Source organism: Streptomyces sp. NPDC052036 (assembly GCF_040680495.1).
GTDB lineage: Bacteria > Actinomycetota > Actinomycetes > Streptomycetales > Streptomycetaceae > Streptomyces.
The window spans coordinates 40,793-59,970 of sequence record NZ_JBFAWW010000038.1; the positions used below are offsets into that span (position 1 = coordinate 40,793).

Here is a 19,178-nt window from a genome sequence, read left to right on the forward strand (position 1 = left end):
TCGGGATCTTTGTCGGTCGATGGCCATGGTTGAGGCGGTGCTCAATCCGGATGACGAGCGCTACTACTCGTTCAGCGCGAAGTGGTCGGAAACGGAGGAGATCGAGTCGATGCGCAACGGCTCCGGCGACGAGTTCGACGTCATCTTCTCCGAGGCCGGTGTGTATGTTCGGGGGTTCGACCACGAGTCGACGGCTGTGTCACCGGCCGCAGGAAGCGGGGACGGGGCCGCCGGGACGGAACAGCTCCACCCCGACGATGTGCCGCACCTCGGCCGGGCGCACGATCACCGCACCCCGCTGCTCCCCCGGCACGGTCAGCTCGCCAACTGAAGCGAGTCACATTGACGGTCTGGGCACGCTCCGTCGCGGCGGACCTACAGGTCGAACTCCACCTGCTCCACGTCGGTGAACTCCACCAGCAAGCCCTGGGCCCGGCGGCCGTGGTCCTTGAAGTAGATCTCCTGGAGGCCCTCGGCCGTGATGTCCCGTAGTTGCTGCTCGGTACCGCCAGCGTCCTTGGTCTCGAAGAGGCGGGCGGCGTACTGCGGGGGCAGCGCCACGGTGAGGTGGCGCAGCCGGGCGTCGTCGGTGGTGCCGGGAGCGGCGGTGTAGCCGAGCCGGGCGCGGGTGTCGATGACGATGCCGCCGGTGGTGGCCGCGGCCTGCTGGGCCTTGGCGCGGACCTGCGGCTGCCACCGCTTCCTGACCTCACGCTCTATGCGCTGCGCCAGCTCCGGCCGGGGCCTCTTGATCTGGTCCTTCACATACCGCTCGACGGTGCGCTGAGTGACGCCCAGCAGCTCGGCCACCGCCCTGGTGCCCTTGAGCTGTCGGACCAGGTACCGCATCTGCGCGCCCCCGCTCTTCGGGACCGGGCGTGTGAACGCCTTCTGCAGCGCGGCGTCAAGACCGTCCCCGACCGTGTCCATCGCCCCTCGTCCCCTACTCTCCGTCGTCCTTGGCGGTGACCTCGCCCGTCTTGATGCAGCGGGCGAGGTTGAGGAGTTCGCCGTGCTGCTCGCGCACTTCCTCCGCCCACAATGTGGTCTGGGTGCCCTCGTGCTTGACCATCCCCGGCGACACCCCCAGCCGGAAGGAGCCGGGCACCGTCCTGCCGTCGGCGTCGTACGGCAGGACGTCCAGCGGTGACGGACCGGTGGCGGCGTACACGGCGCAGTCCGACAGGACCGCCACCGGATACCGGCCGGTGGCCGCGGCGAGGGCCACCATCTTGCGGTGCATGTTGATACGGGCCCGGGAGATGACGACCGCGCGGATGTCCGGCCGCCACGTCGGCCGCGCGAGGGCAGGCCATGTCTGGCCCGGCTTCCAGCCGCCGCCGCGCGCCCGCTCGCGCAGTTTGCCGATGCCGCCCTTCACCGTGGACTTGACGGCGTCCAGCACGATCGCCGCCTCCGGGTCACGCTGCTTGTAGCCGTCCATCGCCTGGAGGAACTGCTGCGGGGGCAGCGACTCGCCCACGCCCAGGTCGCCCATGGTGTCGACGTAGGCGTTGCGCAGTCGCTTGTACCAGCCGTCCAGGAACCTGCCCTTCTCCCGCCGTACCCAGGCCTCGATCGGGGCGACCTCGTAGCCGAGTTCCACCGCGTACGCCACTGTCGGAGTCGCGTACCAGGCCGGGCCCCTCGGCCGCTCGCCGGTCGGGGTGAACGGACTGGGCAGCAACGTGCCCTCCAGCTGCCGCCACCGCTTGCCGACCAGGACATGGGAGAGGTCGACATGGGAAAGGTCGACCAGCCATGCCCCCGGCAGCGTCGGGTCGAAGGCGGGGTGGGTGATGTGCACGGGCGGGGTCGCCAGTCCGACGACCGCGCCATTGGCAGCCGCTCCGAAGGCGAGATTGACGTCGATGCCGACCAGGAACCGCTGCATGCACTCCGCGTCGGTCAGCTCCCGGGCCCAGTCGTAGGCCTCCTCGAACAGCATCTCCGCGGGTCCCCGCTGGTGAAAGCGGGGCAGGTCGGCGAGCAGCGGGTGTCCGTCGGGTGCCTCGCACGGCGCGCAGTCGATCGGGTGCTCGCCCAGTGAACCGGGCCGGTGCTCCTTGTGTCGCTTGCCGCTCGCGTCCGGGTCGCTCGCGCGGGTCGGCGGGTTGAGGGCGGTCATCAGCTCCAGGCCGGTGACGGCGGCGGAGCCCCGCGGCGTCATCACCCGGGTCGCGTAGGTGGCCAGCAGCCGGGCGAGTTCCGCCGGGTCGAGCTGCGCGGCGTGGCCCCAGGTGCGGGTGTCGAGCGCGTTCCACGACGGGATGCACAGTTGCACACACTGTCGCTCCCAGCCCTGGGCAGGGCGGTAGATCCGCGCCCAGGGTCCGAATCCGCGCTTCGTCAACTGCCAGTCGGCTCGGTCCAGTTGCTTGAGGATCTTGTGCCCGTCCGAGAGCCGCCCGGCAAGCCGCTCGGGCTCCGACAGCGCGGCCGGGAGCCCGTATCGCTCGCAGGCGGCCGCGGTGAGGATCAGCAGCGGGTCGGCGTCCTTGCCGGAGGCATGCAGCTTCTCGGCGCCCAGCTGTGCTTGCCTCAGCGTCCACTCCACCAGCGCGGGCAGCGACTTGGCGGGTACGTCCATGACCAGGCCGCCGACGCCGTAGCCGGTGACCCCGCGGTCGTCGCCGGCGTCGATCACGAGCAAGGGGCCGTTGCCGAACGAGGCGCTGCCGGCCACGGGGGCGTCGGGCGGCACCGCCTGCTTTCCGACCGGGTGGCACGTCGTCGACGACCGGTCGGCGGCGACCGCCGGACGTGACGCGACGGCACCAACGGTGGGGCGGGGTGCGGTGGTCCCGGAAGAAGCCAGGGCCGCAGCCTCAGGTGCCCGGTCTCGGGGCACAGTGCGCGCCTCCGTCGCCGAAGCGGGCGCGCGGTCGGTGGTCTCGGGCGTCGCGTCGGTGGCGGTGGGCGCGGGGTAGGCCGGGGCGGGGTACATCGCGGCGAGTTGCTCGAGCAAGCGCGCGTACGCGTCCCGCTCCGGCGGCCGCGGTTCGGTCTTGCCGGACTCCCAGCCGGACAGCGTCGCCCGCCGCACCTTCAGCGCCCCGGCCACTTCGTCCAGAGTCAGCCCATGGGCCTGACGCAGCCGCTTGCGCTCCTCCGGCGGCGGCAACGGCGACCGGGACGCCACCAGCGCGTCGACCGCGTCGAACAGCTCTGACATCAGCACCTCCCGCACGCCATCCTACTTCGCAAGGCGTACGGATCGCGTACATTATCCGTGCGTTTCGCGTACGAACGCTCGGTGTCACGGACGCGGGACCGCGGACGGCGTCACCATGGCTTTCAGATGCTCGGTCAGAGCCAGCCGTTGCGCTTGAACCCGCGGTAGATGACGGCGCAAGCCGCGACGATCACGCTCAGGGCGAGGGGGTAGCCGAAGCGCCAGCGCAGCTCGGGCATGTGCTCGAAGTTCATCCCAGGGCGCGGGCGAAGCCGACGCGCTGGCGCATGCTGCCGGAGGGCTCCTTGGGGTAGGCGGACTCAAAGCCGTCCAGGCCGATCAGGTCGATGACCTGCCGGGCTGCGTCCGCGCGCTCGGCAGCCGGGACTCCCTTGGCCTCCAGGCCGAGCTGCCGGTCAGCCACGGCAGCAATGCGAACGTCTGGAAGACCATCGCTGTGCCCGGATTGGCGCCGGTCAACGGGGTGCCCTTATAGGTGACGGTGCCGGAGCTGGCGGGCACGAGCCCGGCCAGGCAGCGCAGCAGAGTCGACTTGCCCGAGCCCGACTTGCCGAGCAGCGCGGCCACTTCACCGGCGTGCATCTGGTGGTCGATACGCGCAGCACCCCGTACAAGGTCACCAGCACGGCTGCGACCACCGCCGCGTCCACCCAGGAGAACCGGGACAGAAGCCTGGGCAGCCTCGCCGCCGGCGGCACACGCACCGCCGTCTCGGCGGGCTCGCTGTCCGTACCGATCGACGTCACGACAACCTCCGCCCCCCCGCCGGGACTCGACGACATACCCGGCCGCGGTCGGCGCGTTGACGCCGACGGCAGGGCAGGGCACCCCGGACAGCATGGGAAAAACAGGTGAGTAAGAAGGGCCCTGCCCGGTCACCGCCGTCTCGTCGGGGCTGCGGCCGCATCCGGCGCGGGAGTCAGGGCCAAGGGGCCCCGGTGGGTGAGCGTCAGCGAATGCCGTGGAGGCAGCGCGGACTGGGAGGGTCTGCACCCATGGCCGCCTCCGTTCCGTGATGTGGCTCCGCCCCGGCCGCGCTCAGCGCATGCACAGGACCCGACCCCAAGAGCGTGCCCCTTGTCGCATTGATGCGCAAATAAGAGGGTGTGGCAACTCGGCCTCGCGGCCCCGGCTCCCGGTCGAGCGGCGCTCTCGCCAGGGTTGCAATGCCGACCAGCAGTCCGCAGGATGGAGCCGAGCCGGCCATCGGCCCGAAGGGAGCGGCTGCCGGCCGACCAGGACTTCGGCAGATCGCCATCCTGACATGCGGCGCCATCCACGGGAACGGGCCAGGTGCCTCGGGGACCGGAGACAGGCCCCGGACCCCCTCACCTACGGCGTCCGCACACCTCAGCCCATCCGATTCATGGCACCGTCCACCCCCGAAGGAAGCGCCGCACTCACGCACTGCGCGCGGTCGAGGTGACGCGGCACCCCCTGTTCAGCGCAACAGAAGCAAGGCGGGTCCCGCCGTCGCGGACGGTCCGTGGTGCATCCAGGACAGGAGAAGAATCGATGACGATACGCGCCCGGCGGCTCGGCAGACGCCGCTCCACGGCTCTGCGCACCGCGGCCCCACTGGTCTCCCTGATGCTCGCCGCTTCCGCATGCGGCGAAGCTGCCGCGCACGGGAGTGCCACCGGCTCCGTCAGAGCCGCCCCGAACAGCCCCGGCGGCGCGCAGGCTCCTGGCGCCACCGGCTCTCTGCCCGGCTACTCCCCCACCGGGGGGACCTCGGCCACCACCACTCTTTCGGCCGCCATCGCCGCTTCGGGTGCCACCCTCACCGCTCCGGCCGCCGCGAGCGTCACCCCGCCGCTCGCCGCCGCCACCTGCGTCGACAAGTACTTCTCGGCCATGACCACCGCGCAACGCGTGGGACAGCTCTTCATGGGCGGCGTCTCCGCGGCCCGCCCCGACCAGGCTCAAGTGCGGACTCTGCGGGCCAACCACGTGGGGTCGATCATGCTGACCGGGCGCAGCACCGCCGGCACACGGGCGACCAAGGCAGTGGTCGACAGCGCTCTGAGCCAGGCGGACCAGGTCGGCGGGCATCGCGTAGGCATGTTCGTCTCCACCGACCAGGAGGGCGGCCAGGTGCAGGTGCTGAGCGGTCCCGGGTTCTCGACCATACCCAACGGACTGACCCAGGGCAGCTGGTCGACCACCACCCTCCGCAGCCGGGCGACCGACTGGGCCAAGCAGTTGAAGGCCGCCGGGGTCAATCTCAACCTGGCTCCGGTCGCCGATGTCGTCCCGGCCTCCCTCGGCACTCGCAACGGCCCGATCGGCCACTACTACCGCGAGTACGGCCACACACCCGATGTCGTGAGTTCCCACAGCAACGCCTTCGCCAGTGGTTTCGCACAGGCGGGCGTCATGACCACGCTCAAGCACTTTCCCGGGCTGGGCCAGGTACTCGGCAACACCGACACCACCGCGAACGTGAAGGACTCGGTGACGAGCGCAGGCAGCGCGAGCCTCACACCGTTCCGTAACGGCATCCGAGCGGGTTCGCCGTTCGTCATGATCTCACTCGCCACGTACACCAAGATCGACTCGCGGCATCTGGCGGCATTCTCGCCGACCGTCATCGGTCAACTGCTGCGTACTCAGCTCGGCTTCAGGGGCGTTGTCATCTCGGACGACCTCGGCCAAGCGGTGGCGGTACGGTCCTTCACCCCCGCCCAGCGAGCGGTGAACTTCCTTACGGCGGGCGGAAACATGATCCTGACGGTACGGCCGGACGTGATACCGGCAATGGCGCAGGCCGTCCAGACCCGGATGCAGCAAGACGCCGCCTTCCGCGCCAAGGTCAACGACAGCGTGCGTCGGATCCTCACCGCCAAGCAGAACGCGGGCCTGCTTGTCTGCGGCTGACCGCCCGGTAGGCAGCAGCCCAGGACGCAGGGTGGTGGCGCGGGCCCCGGCCGGACGGGCCACGTACAGCCGATGGCACCGTCTCTGTGGGCCGTCGGGAGCAACGTGGCCCGCAGCCGCTCGCGCCTGCCTCTGGGGCACCCAGGCCACCCTGCACAATCACCCCGGCCAAGAGTACGGACGTGTCTGACCGGCTGAGGAGAACAACCGATGGACACAGCAGGACGCCCGGACCGGAGAACCCTGCTCGCCGGCGGGCTTGCGGGCGCGACGATCATGCTCGCGAGCTGTTCACCGACGAGCACGGAACCGACCGCGAAAAGCCTTTCGCCCCAGCCGCAAGCACGGCCGACCTCGCCCCCCACCGCGCTCGCCAGACTGGTGGAAGGCAACAAGCGCTGGGTGAGCGGAGATCTACGACACCCCGACCGGGACCCGGACCGGCGTCAGTTCGTGGCACAGGAGCAGGAGCCTTTCGGCGCGATCCTTTCGTGCATCGACTCCCGTGTGCCACCCGAACTCCTCTTCGACACCGGCCTGGGTGACCTTTACGTGATGCGCACGGGCGGGACGGCGGTCGACTCGATCGTCACCGGTTCCGTCGAGTACGGGCCCATGACGAGTGGCACTCCGCTCGTGGTGGTCCTCGGGCATCAGCGGTGCGGCGCCGTCAAGGCGGCGTACGGTGCCTTGCAGGACGGCAAGCGGCTGCCCGGCAATCTGCAGGCGATCGCCAGGGCTCTGCGGCCGGCGTACCGGCAGGCGGTCCGGGAAGGGGGCGCGGACCCGGTCGAGACGATGGCCCGTGCCCAGGTCAGGTTGACCGCGAAGGAACTGCGCTCGAATCACGACCTCGCACCGCTCGTGGCCAAGGGCGCCCTCGCCGTGGTCGGCGCCTACTACTCGCTCGACACCGGCAAGGTGGAGGTCCTGGACGGCGCGCCCTCCTGATGGCCCGTCGGAGGAGGCGGACAGCAGTCGCGGGGCCGACGAAGGGGATCTGACCGGCTCGCCGAGGCGTCCCGAGGCTGCCGGCAGCCACCGTGGCAGGTGGAGGCAGTGTGCCCTGAGCGGTGCTCAGGGCATGCCGCTTGCGGAGTAATGAGCGAGTTGGACTGTTCGGCCGTGTCACGCTGTGGCCTTGTTTGATCACGGTCGTGTCAGGAGGCCGGGGTGTACCGCTCCCATGAGTGGCTGTACAAGCGGATGCGTCATGACCGCAGAGCGGACCCCGAGGTCTCGGCTCAGGCATCGGCCCGGAGCCACCGGATGACCCGGCGCGCCGTGGCGAAGGCGCGGGCGCCGGCGGAGGAGGGCATGTCGACGCGTTCGTGGTGCGGGGCGGGGTACGCATCGACCACACGTTCCGCTGCTGCGCCGGCAGTGCGCGGCCTCCACAGTCATCACCACGATGCAGGTCGTACCCGCCTTCGCAGCGGTCGGCACCGACCTGACGGCCCTCCAAGCCCGCAAGGTCGTCGAGAACCAAACCCTAAAGACGGACCACGGCGCCCGCGAGCATGAGGCCCGTCTCCGCCTCCGTGACGCACAGGCCGAGGCCGCGGGGAACGTGATCCCGCCGCGAGCCAGGCGCCGTCCACCGGCGAATCCGCGTCCGCTACCGGACCTGGCCACGTACGACCGGCAGTCGAAGCCGACCACCAGAACTGTGAACCAGAAGGACACGAGCGCATGAGCCCCGCGAGGACTGCCGAGCACCCCGAGACCGCGTCGGTGCGGGTCACGCGGTTTTCACGTCCGGAGCAGGCCGGGGCCGCCCTGCATCTCGGCTCGACGATCGCCCTCTTCAGCACGGTCGGCCCTCTCTGCCTGGACGAGTTCGGCTGCCTGGCCCTGGACGAGAAGGCCACCGAGAGCGTGTACCGCCCCACCGGGCGATCGTGATGGCGGGCGGGGACGACGAGGGGAAGGCGCCGAGGCGGCCGCCCCGCCCTGACCTGCTGCTGCGCCTGGACGCCGAACTGAGCCGGATCGACGAGCAGTTGCGCGCGCTGGCCGCTGCGAAGGATCGGATCCAGGGCTTGTTGGACGCAGTGGTGGCCATTACCAGGGAGGTGGAGTTGCCCGCGGTTCTGCACCGCATCGTGTCCACCGCCATGGACCTGGTCGGCGCCCGCTACGGGGCACTGGGAGTACTCGACGAGTCCGGCGACCTTCTCGAACAGTTCATCGCCGTCGGCCTGACCGACGGGGAACGCGCGGCCCTGGCCGAGGCGGGCTTTCCGCGCGGCCTGGGCGTGCTCGGACATCTCATCCGCCACCCCGAGCCCCTGCGGCTCGACGACATCGCCTCCCACCCGGCCTCCGTCGGGTTCCCGCCCGGCCACCCACGGCTCGGCACCCTGCTCGGCGTCGCCGTCAGCGTCCGCAACGAGATCTACGGCGACCTCTACCTCTCCGAGCGACGCGACGGACAGCCCTTCGACGTCTACGACGAGAACATCGTCATCGCCCTCGCCAGCGCCGCCGGCGTCGCCATCGACAACGTCCGCCTCTTCGAACAGGTTCGTGCCGGATCAGAACAGTTCCAGCGGCTGTTGCTGCCCACGCTGCCCGACATGCGGCCTTTTGACGCCGCCGCCATCTACCGCCCCGCCGCCGAACCCAGCCCGCTCGGCGGGGACTGGTACGACGCCATCCTGCTGCCCGACGGTGCTGCCGCGGTCGTCATCGGTGACGTGGTCGGCCATGACCTGCATGCCGCGGCCGCCATGGCCTCCACCCGCAACATGCTGCGCGCTCTGCTGTTCCATCTGCGCACTCCGCCCAGCGCGATCCTCGCCCAGCTCGACCGCACCCTGCAGGCCATCACCGACAACCCCGTCACCACCACCAGCCTGGCGCGTATCGAACCCGCCGGGTCCGCCTGGAGGCTGCACTGGAGCACGGCGGGCCACGTCCCCCCTCTGCTGATCACCCCCGACCGCCGGGCACAGTACCTGTCCGCCGAGCCCGGACTGCCGCTGAACGTCTCCTACGCCCAAGACCGCCCGGACCACACCCACCCCCTGCCCCCGGACTCCACCGTGGTCTTCTTCACCGACGGGCTCATCGAACACCCCGGCCATCCCATCGACGAGAGCCTCGACGCACTGGCCGAACTGTCCATCAGGTACGCAGCCCTGCCCCTGCAGGACTTCGTCCGAGCCCTGGCCGACCACCACCCCAGCGACGGGCACGACGACATGGCCATTCTCGCCCTGCGGACCCCCCGATGACCGCCGCTCACCGTGACAGGCTCCGGCGCGGCGGCGTGAGTGTCCTGCAGATCTGCGCCGTCGCCGCGCTGTATTACGTGTCCGGCAAGCTGGGGCTGCTCCAGGAGCTCGTGCGCGGCCAAGTCACCCCGCTGTGGCCGCCGACCGGCATCGCCGTGGCCGGCCTGCTCCTGATCGGTCTGAGGGTGTGGCCCGGGATCGCACTCGGCGCGTTCTTGATCAACATCTCGCTCGGACCAACGGTCCCCGCCGTGCTCGCGATCACGGCGGGCAACACCCTTGCGCCTCTGTGCTCGTACGCGCTCCTTCGCCGCGCCGGCTTCCTCGCCCAGATCGACCGCTTCCGCGACGCGCTCGCGCTGGTCTTCCTCGGCGGGCTCACCGGCATGCTGATCAGCGCGACAGTGGGCAGCGCCGTCCTACGCCTCGCGCACGCGCTCCCCACCAACGGGTTCTGGTCCACGTGGTGGGTCTGGTGGACCGGCGACACGATGGGCGTCCTGGCGGTCACCCCCGTGCTGTTCGTCCTCCGCTCGGCACACTGGCCGAAGCACGTGCCACCCACCCGCTGGGAAGAGGGAGCACTGCTCGTCACGGCCACCATCGGCGTCGGTTTCCTCGAAAACGCTCCGGTCCCGCTGATCTTCCTCGCCTTCCCGCTGGTGACCTGGGCCGCCTTTCGCTTCCAACTCTCCGGAGCCGCACCCTGTGCGCTGACCGCATCCACCGGGGCGATCCTCGCCGCCACCCGCAGCTCAGGCTCGTTCGCCGGTCACACCGTGCTCACCAACATGATCGCCCTGCAGGCGTTCAACGGAGCCGCCGCGATGACCGCGCTGCTGCTCTCCGCAGCCATCACCGAACGGAACCGGACCCAGGAGAAGATCGAGCAGACCTGTAGGCGGCTCGCCGAGATGACGGCCCGGATCACCCCGGGCATCGGCGGCCCGTCGGGGCCTCCCGTCGAGGGGGGCAAAGAGGAGGAAGGCGGCGGACCGACGCGACCGTCGTGAACGATCGACAGCGCCGCGAGGGACAGCCGACGCCGGCCGAGGAGCCCGGTCCAGCGACGTCCGCGCCCCAGGGTTCACGGACGAATGTGATCTCGATTGGATAACGAGTCCAGTCCAACAGGGATTTGAAAGGTTCATGCCCATGTTGGCTGGCCCTCGGCCCTCGGCCACGCAACGGACCCAAGGTAACCCTGCCTGTCATCTCGTCCACCGCCCTTCGGAGGTCCATGTGTCACCGCTTGACCGCCGCGCGTTCCTCAGAGGAGCAGCCGTCGTCGGCACTGCTCTGGGGCTGGACGCACTGCCCACCGCGGAGCACGCAACAGCATCGGCCGCATCCGGGTCGATCACCGATGTGAAGCACGTGGTCATCCTGATGCAGGAGAACCGCAGCTTCGACCACTACTTCGGCACGCTCAAGGGCGTCCGGGGCTTCGCCGACCGCAGCACCATCACGCTGCCGGGCGGCTATTCGGTCTTCAACCAGCCGTCCGGGGCGGGGCGCCAGTACCCGTGGTCGATGAGCGCCACATCCCCCTGGCTCGGCGTCGACGGTGAGCGACTCGCCCAGTGCGACGGCTCGCTCGACCACGGCTGGTCCTCGCAGCACAAGGCCTGGAACAACGGCAAGATGGACAGCTGGGTCTCCGCCAAGGGCACCAACCGCACCATGGGCTTCCTGAACCGCGGTGACATCCCCTTCCACTACGCCCTCGCGGACGCCTACACCCTGTGCGACGCGTACCACTGCTCGATCCTCAGCGCGACGGGCCCCAACCGCACCTATCTGTGGGGCGGCATGATCGACCCCAACGGCACCGCCGGCGGTCCCGCCTACGACGGCGCGGACGAGTCCGGCCTGAAGTGGCAGAGCTATGCGGAGTCACTGCAGAACGCGGGCGTGAGCTGGAAGGTCTACCAGAACGCCGGCGACAACTTCGGCGACAACGGTCTCGCCTACTTCTCCGTGTTCGCCAACGCCTCCGCAGGCAACCCGCTGTACGACCGGGGCATGGCGTCGGTGCCGCGAGCCACCGGATCGACGCCCGACGACATCGCGGCCGCCATCCGGCGCGACGTGCTGAACGGCGCCCTGCCGCAGGTCTCCTGGATCGTCGCCAACCAGGGCTTCTCGGAGCATCCCTCCGCCCCGCCGAACGACGGTGCACACTTCATCAACCTGGTGATGCAGGCGCTCAACGCGGATCCGGCCGTCTTCAACTCCACTGTTCTGTTCATCAACTACGACGAGAACGACGGCTTCTTCGACCATGTGCCGCCGCCGGCCCCACCCACCGGGACCTCGGACGAGTTCGTCAACGGGGCGCCGATCGGCCTCGGCTTCCGGGTGCCCATGTTCGTGGTCTCGCCGTGGAGCCGCGGCGGCTGGGTCAACTCCCAGGTCACCGACCACACGTCCGTCATCCAGTTCCTGGAGAGCTGGACGACGGCACTCGGCACCCCCGCGCGCTGCCCGAGCATCAGCGCCTGGCGCCGCAAGGTGACCGGCGACCTGACCGGTTGCTTCGACTTCACCTCCCCCGTCTACGGGATACCGTCCCTGCCCTCCACCAGCACCGTCATCGGCCAGGTTCACTGCTATCTGCTGCCGAACCCGAGTTCCAACACCAACACGCTGCCCGCGCAGGAACCGGGCACCAAGCCGGCCAGGGCCCTGCCGTACCAGCCGAACGCCTACGTCGGCCGGTTCGACTACAACGCGAACGGCCAGGTCCTGGCCTGGATCGACCTGGCGAACCAGGGCGTCCAGGCCAACGAGGCGGTGCACTTCTCGGTCTACGCCAACGCGTACCGCAGCGGCGGCCCGTGGCAGTACACCGTCGACCCCTACAACGCCGCCACCCACGCCGACGGCCAGGTGGAGGACTGCATCAACATCGGCAGCGGCTACGGCGACGGCCTCTACGACCTGAGCGTCGTCGGCCCCAACCGCTTCCTGCGCCGGTTCACCGGCAACGCCCTCGGCCCGGCCAAGGGCATCGAGGTCGGCGCTTCTACGCCCCGGCCCCGAACACCGGCAAGCAGGCGGTCTGGTTCCGAATGACGAACCGGACCGCGGCGGACGTGACCTTCACCATCACGTCGAACTACTACCGAGGCGACGGCCCCTGGACCTATCGGGTACCCGCCGGCGAGTTCACGGACGACTACTTCAACGCCGTGGCCTACAACGGTGGTTGGTACGACTTTACCGTCACGGTCAGCGCCGACGGCTCCTTCTCGCGGCGCTTCGTAGGCCACATCGAGACGGGCGCAGCCAGCGTCACCGGCTGAGCGACCGGTCCGCACCTCGCCCGGGGTGCGGACCGAATCTCGCATGTGCACGTGATGCGGAGCTGCCGAGGGACACGCCGGCACCGATCCGCGGCCCGGGGGCCACCTGCGACCAGCCCCTCCTCAGCGAGCGCTGCCCAGGTTCCGATCCGTGTCGGAGCCTTCGAGCATGAGGGTGACTTCCTCGATGCGGCGAAAACGGCCGTCGGAGTCGAACTCGCCGAACAGGTACACCTCAGTGCGCACGATGGATCCGTCCCGCTTCGTGACGCGGACCGTGTGACGGTCGGCGTAGCGAGGGCCGTCGTACATCTCGTCGTGGACCTTGATGGACCCTTCGGCGACGACCGTACGAAGGTGGGCGATGTGCTCCAGGAAGCCGTCGCGGTCGTCCCAACGGCCGTCCGTGCGCTGCCGGTAGTCGGGGGCGAAATGCCGGTCGGCGGCCTCACGGAGGTCGAGATCGGAGTCGAAGAGCAGGTCGGTCAGTGCAGTGGCGATGCCGGTGCGGTTCACAGCGCGATCCTTTGTGGTGTCCAAGGGGTGCCCAAGGGGCGCCCTACCGAAAGTGCGTGCGTGGCGCACGCTTCTTGCATCACTGTAGCCCATGCGCGTGCGCCACGCACGCTAATCTGGGAGGCATGAAGAACGATGTGGGGCACGAGATCGCCGACGCCTTGGGCGTACTGCTCAAACGCAGCACCCGTGTGGAGCTGTACCGGACCCTGACCGCCGGTCTGGGGAATGCCGTGGACGAACTGACCTACCCCGTGCTCAGCGGGCTGGCCAGAACCGGGCCCCGGAGCGCCGCCGATCTGGCCCCCGATGCCGGACTCGACCGCTCCGGCGTCACCCGTCGCGCCTCCAGGCTCGAGGAGGCAGGGCTCGTACGACGTGAACCGGACCCCGCGGACCGGCGCGCGACGCTGCTCGCCCTCACGAGCGAGGGTGAGCGGACGGTGGAAGTCCTGCGCCGGCGCCTGTCCGCCCACATCGAGGCCAGTCTCGCCTCATGGTCGGCCGACGAAGCCCGGACCTTCGCCGACCACCTCCGGCGCTTCGTCGATGACGGGCCGTTCACCTGAGACCTGTCCCGCGAGGATCTCGGAGTGAAGAAATCGGAGTGAAGAAAAGAGATTGCCTCAAGGCCAGGGCTCACGTTGGCTGAGCGCATGACGGAGCTGCACACCGATCGCCTCACCCTGCGCGCTTGGCATGACTCGGACCTCGAACCATGGGCGTCGATGAATGCCGATCCCGAGGTCCGGGAGCACCTGGGCGACCTTCTCACCCGTGAACAGAGCGATGCCTCGGTGGCGCGGTTCCAGGCCGAGTTCGACCGGCGAGGCTACGGATGGTGGGCCGTCGAGGTCCAGGCCACGGGCGAATTCATCGGCTTCGCGGGCTTGGACCAGGTGGACGACGACATGCCGTTCACCGGAGTGGAGATCGGCTGGAGGCTCGCCCGCCCGGCCTGGGGCCAGGGCTACGCCACCGAGGCCGCACGGACGGTCCTGGCCTACGGCTTCGAGGCGCTTGACCTTCCCGAGATCCTCGCCGTCACCACAGCCGTCAACCTCCGTTCACAGGCGGTGATGCGCCGGATCGGCATGACCCGCAACCCGGCCGACGACTTCGACGACCCCACCGAACCCGAAGGACCACTGCGCTCGAACGTGCTCTACCGCATCCGCCGTGGCCCGAGGATGTGACGCCCTCCGCCGGGACGCACTTCCCACCGACCTACCGCACTCAGGAACTACCAGTCCGCGAAAACTCGGTGACGGCAGGTCCGTTGGCCGGACACACTGCGGGAATGGCTGATCATCATGGGGACGTTCCGGTGGCCGGGTTCCGTTTCAAGCCCACGCTGGACGGCGAGCTGGTTGTGCTGCGGCCGGTCACGGTGAACGACACGAACGCGCTCATGCCCATGTTCCAGGACGCGGAGACGAGGCGACTGACCGGCTACCACGCCGAGGGCGAGCCCGACGAAGCACGGCTACGGGCGTGGTACGGCACGCGTGCTGACCACCATGACCGTCTGGACCTCGCGGTGGTGGAGAAGGCATCGGGGGATGTCGTCGGGGAGACGGTCCTCAACGAGTGGGACGCGGACAACGAGAGCTGCAATGTCCGCATCGCTTTCGTGCCCGCCGCCCACGGACGCGGGCTGGGGACCGAGGCGACCCGGCTGATTGTCGGCTACGGCTTCGAGAGGCTGGAGCTGCACCGCATCTCGCTCGAGGTGTACGCGTTCAATCCGCGAGCCCACCGCGTCTACGAGAAAGTGGGCTTCGTGTCCGAGGGGGTACTGCGGGACGCGCTGCTGTGGGAGGGCGAGCGGGTGGATGCCGTCGTGATGTCGATCCTCGCGCCGGACTGGTTCGAGCACCGCGGGTGGCCCGAGCGGGTTGGCCAGGCGTCGTCTTAGGGACTGTCTCGGGGGTGCCGGACCAGGTCGAGGCGCGAACCAGGATGGCAGCGCCGCCTCACGGGGGGTCCATGCGCCGCCGCCCCCTGGCCTCCGGCGGCGTTCGACACCGGGCTCGGGCCGGCGGGGGCGGCGTGGGCGAGCCCGTCGACCGCGGTCAGGCGGGCTGCCACAGCTCGATCCGATTGCCTTCAGGATCGGTAACCCAACCGAATCGACCGATACCCTCCATCTCCTGGGTGTCTTGGGCCACGTCCGCTCCCTTGGCGCGCAGTTGCGCGAGCATCGCGTCCAGGTCGCGGACGCGGAAGTTGAGCATGGTCTGCTGGGCGCGGGACCCGAAGTAGTCGGTCTCGGACTCGAACGTCGCGAACACCGTCACCCCGGCTTCCTGACGCCACAGGCCGTGCTCATCGACGTCCAGGCCCAGGCATTCGCGATACCACGCATTCAAGGCCACCGGGTCGGCGGCCCGCATGAAGTATCCGCCGATTCCAAGCACACGTTCCATGTGCCCATCCTGCCAGGACGGCGATCGGGCGGGCCGACACCATCGCCCGCTTCACACCTCCGTATCCATCGTGGGGGGATTCGTCAGCCGGCGTCGAGAACGTCGTGCAGTCGTCCTCATCGGCCGGCTCGTAGAGGCCGGGGTCACGGACGCTCAGCGTCACCGGTTCCTGCCGGTTGAACGGGGGGACGGGGGACGGGGGACGGGGGACGGGGGACGGGGGGAGGATCGCGCCACAGCCGTCGAGGAGGAAGCACGCGGTCATTCTGTCCTCACGGCCACTTCGGGCCACCGTGCCGCGTAAACCGCGGCGACGGAGTCAGTGCGGCCGGGCTCGGTAGAGGTCGCGCAACAGGGCGATCTCAGCCCCGTGGTGCAGCAACTCCTGGTTGACCCACCACACGATGTCGACGAACGGCTCCTCCGGGTCGCTGCCGTGCGGATAAGTGCAGTACCCCACGGTGTCGAGTGCGGCGTCGTCAACGCTCAGCAGCGCCTTCCGCCAGGCCGCGGCAGCGGTGTCGAAGGCCGCGACCGCCCCCGCGGCGTCCCCACTGACGGGGTAGTCGTCCCGGGTCAGCGCGTGATGGCCGGCGGTGTGGTCCGCACGCAGGGCCAGCATTTCGCTGAGGTGGCTCAGGCGCCACGCGATGGTGGTGAAGGGTGGTGGCCAGGGGTGCGGGTAGGAGGCGGCGTCGCGTCCCCAGTCGCCGGTGCCCGCGAGGAGAGTCGCGCGCGGCCCCGGCCCGTCCACGCGCCGCCGTACCGACCAGCAGCCGGGCACCGGTTCCCAGAAGTGTTCGTCGTCGGTCATGGGGCCGCCGACCTCCGTGTCGGCCCCGTCGCCGCTGTCCATGACGGGCCCTGTCATACGGTCGGCGAGACGTCTGCGTGCGAAGTCGAACTGTTCCAGCAGTGGATACAGGCGGGGCGGTGTCGTCATCGGAGGCTCCTGCGTCGAACTGGCCCAGGGACGATCCGCCACCCTGCCACAGCCGGCCTGCCGCCGCGTCTCTATTCTCTGAGGACAGCCTCATCGGCCAACCGGCGGAATTCGCCGCCCTGCTGAAACGCGGCAGCTGCCGACGACTACCAGTCCTGTTGGGCGTTGGTCTTCGCCGGGCCCAGGACATCCACGTGCCCGTGATCGCCGTATAGGGAATCCCGCCAGTGGGCGAACACTTTGGCCGTGTGGTCCGCGTCTTCCTGTTCCATCACCCCGTAGTCGACCCGGACCACGGCCATGGCGCGGGTGCTGCCCGCGGGCGTGCGGATGTAGACGCTCGTCACGTGAGTGGCGATGGCGGCATCCGCTTCTGGAGCGTTCGTTGTGAGGTACGCGCGGAATTCGCGGAGCATCGGGAACCAGCGGTGCGGACCGGCCGTCGGCACGCCCCCGTCGTCGTCCGTGGTGTCACCCATGGGAGGACCGGGGTCCTGCTGGTCGTCGGAGGTGGTGTCCGGCAGTGTCTGATCGTCGCTCGTCTCGTCCGGGAGGCTCTGATCGTCGGTGGTGGTGTCCGGGAGGCTCTGGTCGTCGCTCGTCTCGTCCGCCGTGGACGATCCCGGTCCGGATGCGCCGACCGCTCGCGCCCCTGCGTGTTCCGTACCGCAGGAGACCAACGGCAGACAGAAACAGACGAGTGCCGCGACAACGGGTATCCGCCGGATCGTGATCTTCATGTGTGTCCCCCTTTGGGGGGTGAGAGGGATCCGCACGGCCCGGGGTTCCGTGTCGCACACCCCCTTGTCGCGCCCGGCAGGCCGAGCATGCGGTGGAACCCCGTCACCGCGACCGACCTGGGCACCTCACTTCGACCGCCGGTTGAACCGTGGCGTGACTATGCGGAATCAAGAGTCTTGGCCAGGACCAGTTCCCGGCACACGCCGTCCGGCGACAGGTCGCCCGGCTCTCCGGTGTCCCTGAAGCCATGACGCTCATAGAGCGCGATGGCCGAACGGTTGTCCGGCATCACCGACAACCGCAAGGTCTTGGCATCCTTCCGCACAGCCCGCCGCGCGATCTCTTCGGCCAAGAGGTCTCCCACCCCCTGGCCTCGAACCGTGGGACTGACCCACAAAGAGATCAACTCCGCGACATCCGGATGTTCGTCCGGGACGCCACTGACCATACCGACCGGCCCGTCCTGCCGGACTGCGACGACGTTGCGAGAGCCGGGAATCCCGAGACGGGCCCGCCAGCGCTCCTCCCGGTCGCCCTGCCCCTGCCACTCCGCCAACGTCGAGCCGAAGGCGTACGGCGCCTCGCTGAGCGCAGCCAGCCGCAGCTCACGCCACACCCGCCAGTCATCCGGTCCCAGAGAACTCAGTTCGATCACGCCAAGACAATGCCCCTGAACCGGTCCCGCTCGCACTGCTACGTCGAGGTGACGACCGACGCCTGCGCCGCTCTCCCCGGCCGGCTGCACCACAACATCGAGACGCTCTGCTCCACATGACGCGACGGACGGCGGGGTGGTCCCGCTGATGCGCCCAGAGCGGCAGCAGGGCGATGATGGCGGTCATGCCACTGTCGACGGCGTTCACGAAGTTGTTCCGTGTGCAGCATCCGATCGCGCTGGCGCCCATGGGCGGGTCGGCAGGCGGCACGCTGGCTGCGGCTGTGTCGCGCGGCGGCGGGCTGGGGCTGCTGGGCGGCGCGCACGGGGACCGGGACTGGCTGGCCCGCGAGGTGCCGATCGTGGCCGGGTGCGGAAGACCGTGGGGGGTCGGGTTCCTGTGTTGGTCGGCCGGTGTCGGCGCGGTCGAGCAGGTCCTGGAGCACGGCCCCGCGGCGGTGATGCTGTCCTTCGGGGACCCGAGCCCGTTCGTCGAGCGCATCCGCGCAGCCGGTGCGGCGGTGATCGTCCAGGTCACCGATGAAGAAGAGGCCCGCAGGGCCGTGGACCTGGGGGCGGACGTCATCGTGGCGCAGGGCACCGAGAGCGGCGGGCACGGGGCCCGGCGCGGAAGGGCCACGCTGCCGTTCGTACCGGTCGTGGTGGATCTGGCGGCTCCGGTGCCGGTGCTGGCGGCCGGCGGGATCGCCGACGGCCGGGGTGTGGCCGCCGCCTTGGCGCTGGGGGCCGCCGGGGCGCTGATCGGCACACGCTTCCAGGCCACGGCCGAGGCCCTGGTCGACCCCTCGACCGCTGAGGCGATCGTCCGCGGGCGCGGGCAGGACACGGAACGCAGCAGCGTCCTCGACCTCGCCCGGGGATCCGGATGGCCGGCCAAGTACACGGCTCGCACTCTCGGCCATCCCTACCTCGACCGCTGGCGGGGCCGGGAGGCAGAACTCGCTGCGGACCCCCGGGCCCGGCAGGCCTATCAGGCCGATGTGGCACGAGGCGATGTGCCGCCGCTGCCGGTGTGGGCAGGCGAGGGCGTCGACCTCGTCACCGATAGGCCTCCCGCAGCCGATCTCGTCGCCGCACTGGCCGCCCAGGCCGACCACGCCCTGGGCCGAGCAGCGGGGCACTGACAAGCTCTGCGGGCCGGGCGTCGCGATCGTCCGTCGACGGGAGTACGTCGGCCCACCGGGCGGGGATTGACGGCGCGGTGACATCCCTCACAGCGAATTCGGGATCTACACGTGTCCGATAGTAGA

At 69.8% G+C, this 19,178-nt stretch carries 19 protein-coding genes and 2 pseudogenes; 11 read left to right on the forward strand and 10 right to left on the reverse strand.

Translation table 11 applies throughout. The features are described 5' to 3' along the window. Positions 1 to 19: 19 nt before the first annotated feature. A complete protein-coding gene (locus AB0L95_RS34370) occupies positions 20 to 331 on the forward strand; it encodes a hypothetical protein (RefSeq protein WP_365168704.1) in 312 nt (103 codons plus the stop codon). Positions 332 to 375: 44 nt separating this feature from the next. Here AB0L95_RS34370 and AB0L95_RS34375 read toward each other — a convergent pair whose 3' ends face one another. The 5 genes and pseudogenes from AB0L95_RS34375 to AB0L95_RS34395 all read right to left on the reverse strand — a co-directional run bounded on the left by AB0L95_RS34375 (position 376) and on the right by AB0L95_RS34395 (position 4,036). Further along, on the reverse strand, positions 376 to 930 hold the full coding sequence (locus tag AB0L95_RS34375; protein ID WP_365168706.1) for an XRE family transcriptional regulator: 555 nt from the start codon (positions 928 to 930) through the stop codon (positions 376 to 378). Between the two features lie 13 nt (positions 931 to 943). Continuing rightward, positions 944 to 3,175: a helix-turn-helix domain-containing protein gene (locus tag AB0L95_RS34380; protein WP_365168709.1), complete on the reverse strand. Its 2,232-nt coding sequence runs from the start codon at positions 3,173 to 3,175 to the stop codon at positions 944 to 946. A 134-nt stretch (positions 3,176 to 3,309) separates the two neighbouring features. Continuing rightward, positions 3,310 to 3,432 (reverse strand): annotated as a pseudogene (locus AB0L95_RS34385) (CorA family divalent cation transporter); the annotation flags it as partial. Then, entirely contained in the window at positions 3,426 to 3,599 is a 174-nt protein-coding gene (locus tag AB0L95_RS34390; protein ID WP_365168790.1) for a hypothetical protein, read from the reverse strand. The gene AB0L95_RS34390 and the pseudogene AB0L95_RS34385, both read right to left, overlap by 7 nt. Beyond that, on the reverse strand, positions 3,515 to 4,036 hold the full coding sequence (locus AB0L95_RS34395) for an ATP-binding cassette domain-containing protein (RefSeq protein WP_365168711.1): 522 nt from the start codon (positions 4,034 to 4,036) through the stop codon (positions 3,515 to 3,517). The genes AB0L95_RS34390 and AB0L95_RS34395 overlap by 85 nt, the downstream gene beginning before the upstream one ends. A 675-nt stretch (positions 4,037 to 4,711) precedes the next feature. Between AB0L95_RS34395 and AB0L95_RS34400 the strand changes: the two genes are divergently transcribed. The 6 genes and pseudogenes from AB0L95_RS34400 (at position 4,712) to AB0L95_RS34425 (ending at position 12,623) form a co-directional block, all read left to right on the forward strand. Then, positions 4,712 to 6,076, forward strand: a complete 1,365-nt coding sequence (locus AB0L95_RS34400) for a glycoside hydrolase family 3 N-terminal domain-containing protein (RefSeq protein WP_365168714.1) — start codon at positions 4,712 to 4,714, stop codon at positions 6,074 to 6,076. Positions 6,077 to 6,286: 210 nt separating this feature from the next. Next, positions 6,287 to 7,027: a carbonic anhydrase gene (locus tag AB0L95_RS34405; protein WP_365168716.1), complete on the forward strand. Its 741-nt coding sequence runs from the start codon at positions 6,287 to 6,289 to the stop codon at positions 7,025 to 7,027. A gap of 741 nt (positions 7,028 to 7,768) precedes the next feature. Continuing rightward, positions 7,769 to 7,981 carry a hypothetical protein gene (locus tag AB0L95_RS34410; protein ID WP_365168718.1) on the forward strand — a complete coding sequence of 71 codons (213 nt, stop codon included), beginning with the start codon at positions 7,769 to 7,771 and terminating at the stop codon, positions 7,979 to 7,981. Further along, positions 7,981 to 9,315, forward strand: a complete 1,335-nt coding sequence (locus AB0L95_RS34415) for a GAF domain-containing SpoIIE family protein phosphatase (protein ID WP_365168720.1) — start codon at positions 7,981 to 7,983, stop codon at positions 9,313 to 9,315. Before AB0L95_RS34410 ends, AB0L95_RS34415 begins: the two co-directional genes overlap by 1 nt. Positions 9,316 to 9,350: 35 nt before the next feature. Continuing rightward, a complete protein-coding gene (locus AB0L95_RS34420) occupies positions 9,351 to 10,328 on the forward strand; it encodes an MASE1 domain-containing protein (protein WP_365168722.1) in 978 nt (325 codons plus the stop codon). Positions 10,329 to 10,614: 286 nt separating this feature from the next. Beyond that, positions 10,615 to 12,623, forward strand: a pseudogene (locus AB0L95_RS34425) (phosphocholine-specific phospholipase C). Between the two features lie 123 nt (positions 12,624 to 12,746). On the opposite strand, the gene AB0L95_RS34430 reads toward AB0L95_RS34425, so the two are convergent. Beyond that, positions 12,747 to 13,139 (reverse strand): nuclear transport factor 2 family protein, encoded by a 393-nt coding sequence (locus AB0L95_RS34430; protein WP_365168724.1) that lies wholly within the window; start codon positions 13,137 to 13,139, stop codon positions 12,747 to 12,749. Between the two features lie 125 nt (positions 13,140 to 13,264). Here AB0L95_RS34430 and AB0L95_RS34435 point away from each other — a divergent pair, with 125 nt between their 5' ends. From AB0L95_RS34435 to AB0L95_RS34445, 3 genes are all read left to right on the forward strand, one after another. Beyond that, positions 13,265 to 13,708 carry a MarR family transcriptional regulator gene (locus AB0L95_RS34435; protein WP_365168727.1) on the forward strand — a complete coding sequence of 148 codons (444 nt, stop codon included), beginning with the start codon at positions 13,265 to 13,267 and terminating at the stop codon, positions 13,706 to 13,708. A gap of 87 nt (positions 13,709 to 13,795) precedes the next feature. After that, positions 13,796 to 14,335, forward strand: a complete 540-nt coding sequence (locus tag AB0L95_RS34440; protein ID WP_365168729.1) for a GNAT family N-acetyltransferase — start codon at positions 13,796 to 13,798, stop codon at positions 14,333 to 14,335. A gap of 104 nt (positions 14,336 to 14,439) precedes the next feature. Continuing rightward, positions 14,440 to 15,057: a GNAT family protein gene (locus tag AB0L95_RS34445; protein ID WP_365168732.1), complete on the forward strand. Its 618-nt coding sequence runs from the start codon at positions 14,440 to 14,442 to the stop codon at positions 15,055 to 15,057. Positions 15,058 to 15,214: 157 nt separating this feature from the next. Here AB0L95_RS34445 and AB0L95_RS34450 read toward each other — a convergent pair whose 3' ends face one another. The 4 genes from AB0L95_RS34450 to AB0L95_RS34465 form a co-directional block, all read right to left on the reverse strand. Beyond that, positions 15,215 to 15,568, reverse strand: a complete 354-nt coding sequence (locus AB0L95_RS34450; protein WP_365168734.1) for a VOC family protein — start codon at positions 15,566 to 15,568, stop codon at positions 15,215 to 15,217. A gap of 319 nt (positions 15,569 to 15,887) precedes the next feature. Beyond that, positions 15,888 to 16,511: a DinB family protein gene (locus tag AB0L95_RS34455; protein ID WP_365168736.1), complete on the reverse strand. Its 624-nt coding sequence runs from the start codon at positions 16,509 to 16,511 to the stop codon at positions 15,888 to 15,890. A 146-nt stretch (positions 16,512 to 16,657) separates the two neighbouring features. Continuing rightward, positions 16,658 to 17,251 carry a hypothetical protein gene (locus tag AB0L95_RS34460; protein ID WP_365168738.1) on the reverse strand — a complete coding sequence of 198 codons (594 nt, stop codon included), beginning with the start codon at positions 17,249 to 17,251 and terminating at the stop codon, positions 16,658 to 16,660. A 158-nt stretch (positions 17,252 to 17,409) separates the two neighbouring features. Next, positions 17,410 to 17,907: a GNAT family N-acetyltransferase gene (locus tag AB0L95_RS34465; RefSeq protein ID WP_365168741.1), complete on the reverse strand. Its 498-nt coding sequence runs from the start codon at positions 17,905 to 17,907 to the stop codon at positions 17,410 to 17,412. Positions 17,908 to 18,092: 185 nt separating this feature from the next. Here AB0L95_RS34465 and AB0L95_RS34470 point away from each other — a divergent pair, with 185 nt between their 5' ends. Next, positions 18,093 to 19,052, forward strand: a complete 960-nt coding sequence (locus tag AB0L95_RS34470; protein ID WP_365168743.1) for a nitronate monooxygenase — start codon at positions 18,093 to 18,095, stop codon at positions 19,050 to 19,052. Positions 19,053 to 19,178 lie beyond the last annotated feature (126 nt).

Excerpts from the sequence above, each read along its gene's own strand:
- AB0L95_RS34450 (WP_365168734.1), bottom strand. The coding sequence starts at position 15,568 with ATGGAACGTGTGCTTGGAATCGGCGGATACTTCATGCGGGCCGCCGAC.
- AB0L95_RS34400 (WP_365168714.1), top strand. The coding sequence starts at position 4,712 with ATGACGATACGCGCCCGGCGGCTCGGCAGACGCCGCTCCACGGCTCTG.
- AB0L95_RS34395 (WP_365168711.1), bottom strand. The coding sequence starts at position 4,036 with ATGCTGTCCGGGGTGCCCTGCCCTGCCGTCGGCGTCAACGCGCCGACC.
- AB0L95_RS34435 (WP_365168727.1), top strand. The coding sequence starts at position 13,265 with ATGAAGAACGATGTGGGGCACGAGATCGCCGACGCCTTGGGCGTACTG.
- AB0L95_RS34410 (WP_365168718.1), top strand. The coding sequence starts at position 7,769 with ATGAGCCCCGCGAGGACTGCCGAGCACCCCGAGACCGCGTCGGTGCGG.
- AB0L95_RS34455 (WP_365168736.1), bottom strand. The coding sequence starts at position 16,511 with ATGACGACACCGCCCCGCCTGTATCCACTGCTGGAACAGTTCGACTTC.
- AB0L95_RS34405 (WP_365168716.1), top strand. The coding sequence starts at position 6,287 with ATGGACACAGCAGGACGCCCGGACCGGAGAACCCTGCTCGCCGGCGGG.
- AB0L95_RS34445 (WP_365168732.1), top strand. The coding sequence starts at position 14,440 with ATGGCTGATCATCATGGGGACGTTCCGGTGGCCGGGTTCCGTTTCAAG.
- AB0L95_RS34380 (WP_365168709.1), bottom strand. The coding sequence starts at position 3,175 with ATGTCAGAGCTGTTCGACGCGGTCGACGCGCTGGTGGCGTCCCGGTCG.
- AB0L95_RS34370 (WP_365168704.1), top strand. The coding sequence starts at position 20 with ATGGCCATGGTTGAGGCGGTGCTCAATCCGGATGACGAGCGCTACTAC.
- AB0L95_RS34375 (WP_365168706.1), bottom strand. The coding sequence starts at position 930 with ATGGACACGGTCGGGGACGGTCTTGACGCCGCGCTGCAGAAGGCGTTC.
- AB0L95_RS34415 (WP_365168720.1), top strand. The coding sequence starts at position 7,981 with ATGGCGGGCGGGGACGACGAGGGGAAGGCGCCGAGGCGGCCGCCCCGC.
- AB0L95_RS34440 (WP_365168729.1), top strand. The coding sequence starts at position 13,796 with ATGACGGAGCTGCACACCGATCGCCTCACCCTGCGCGCTTGGCATGAC.
- AB0L95_RS34460 (WP_365168738.1), bottom strand. The coding sequence starts at position 17,251 with ATGAAGATCACGATCCGGCGGATACCCGTTGTCGCGGCACTCGTCTGT.
- AB0L95_RS34470 (WP_365168743.1), top strand. The coding sequence starts at position 18,093 with ATGCCACTGTCGACGGCGTTCACGAAGTTGTTCCGTGTGCAGCATCCG.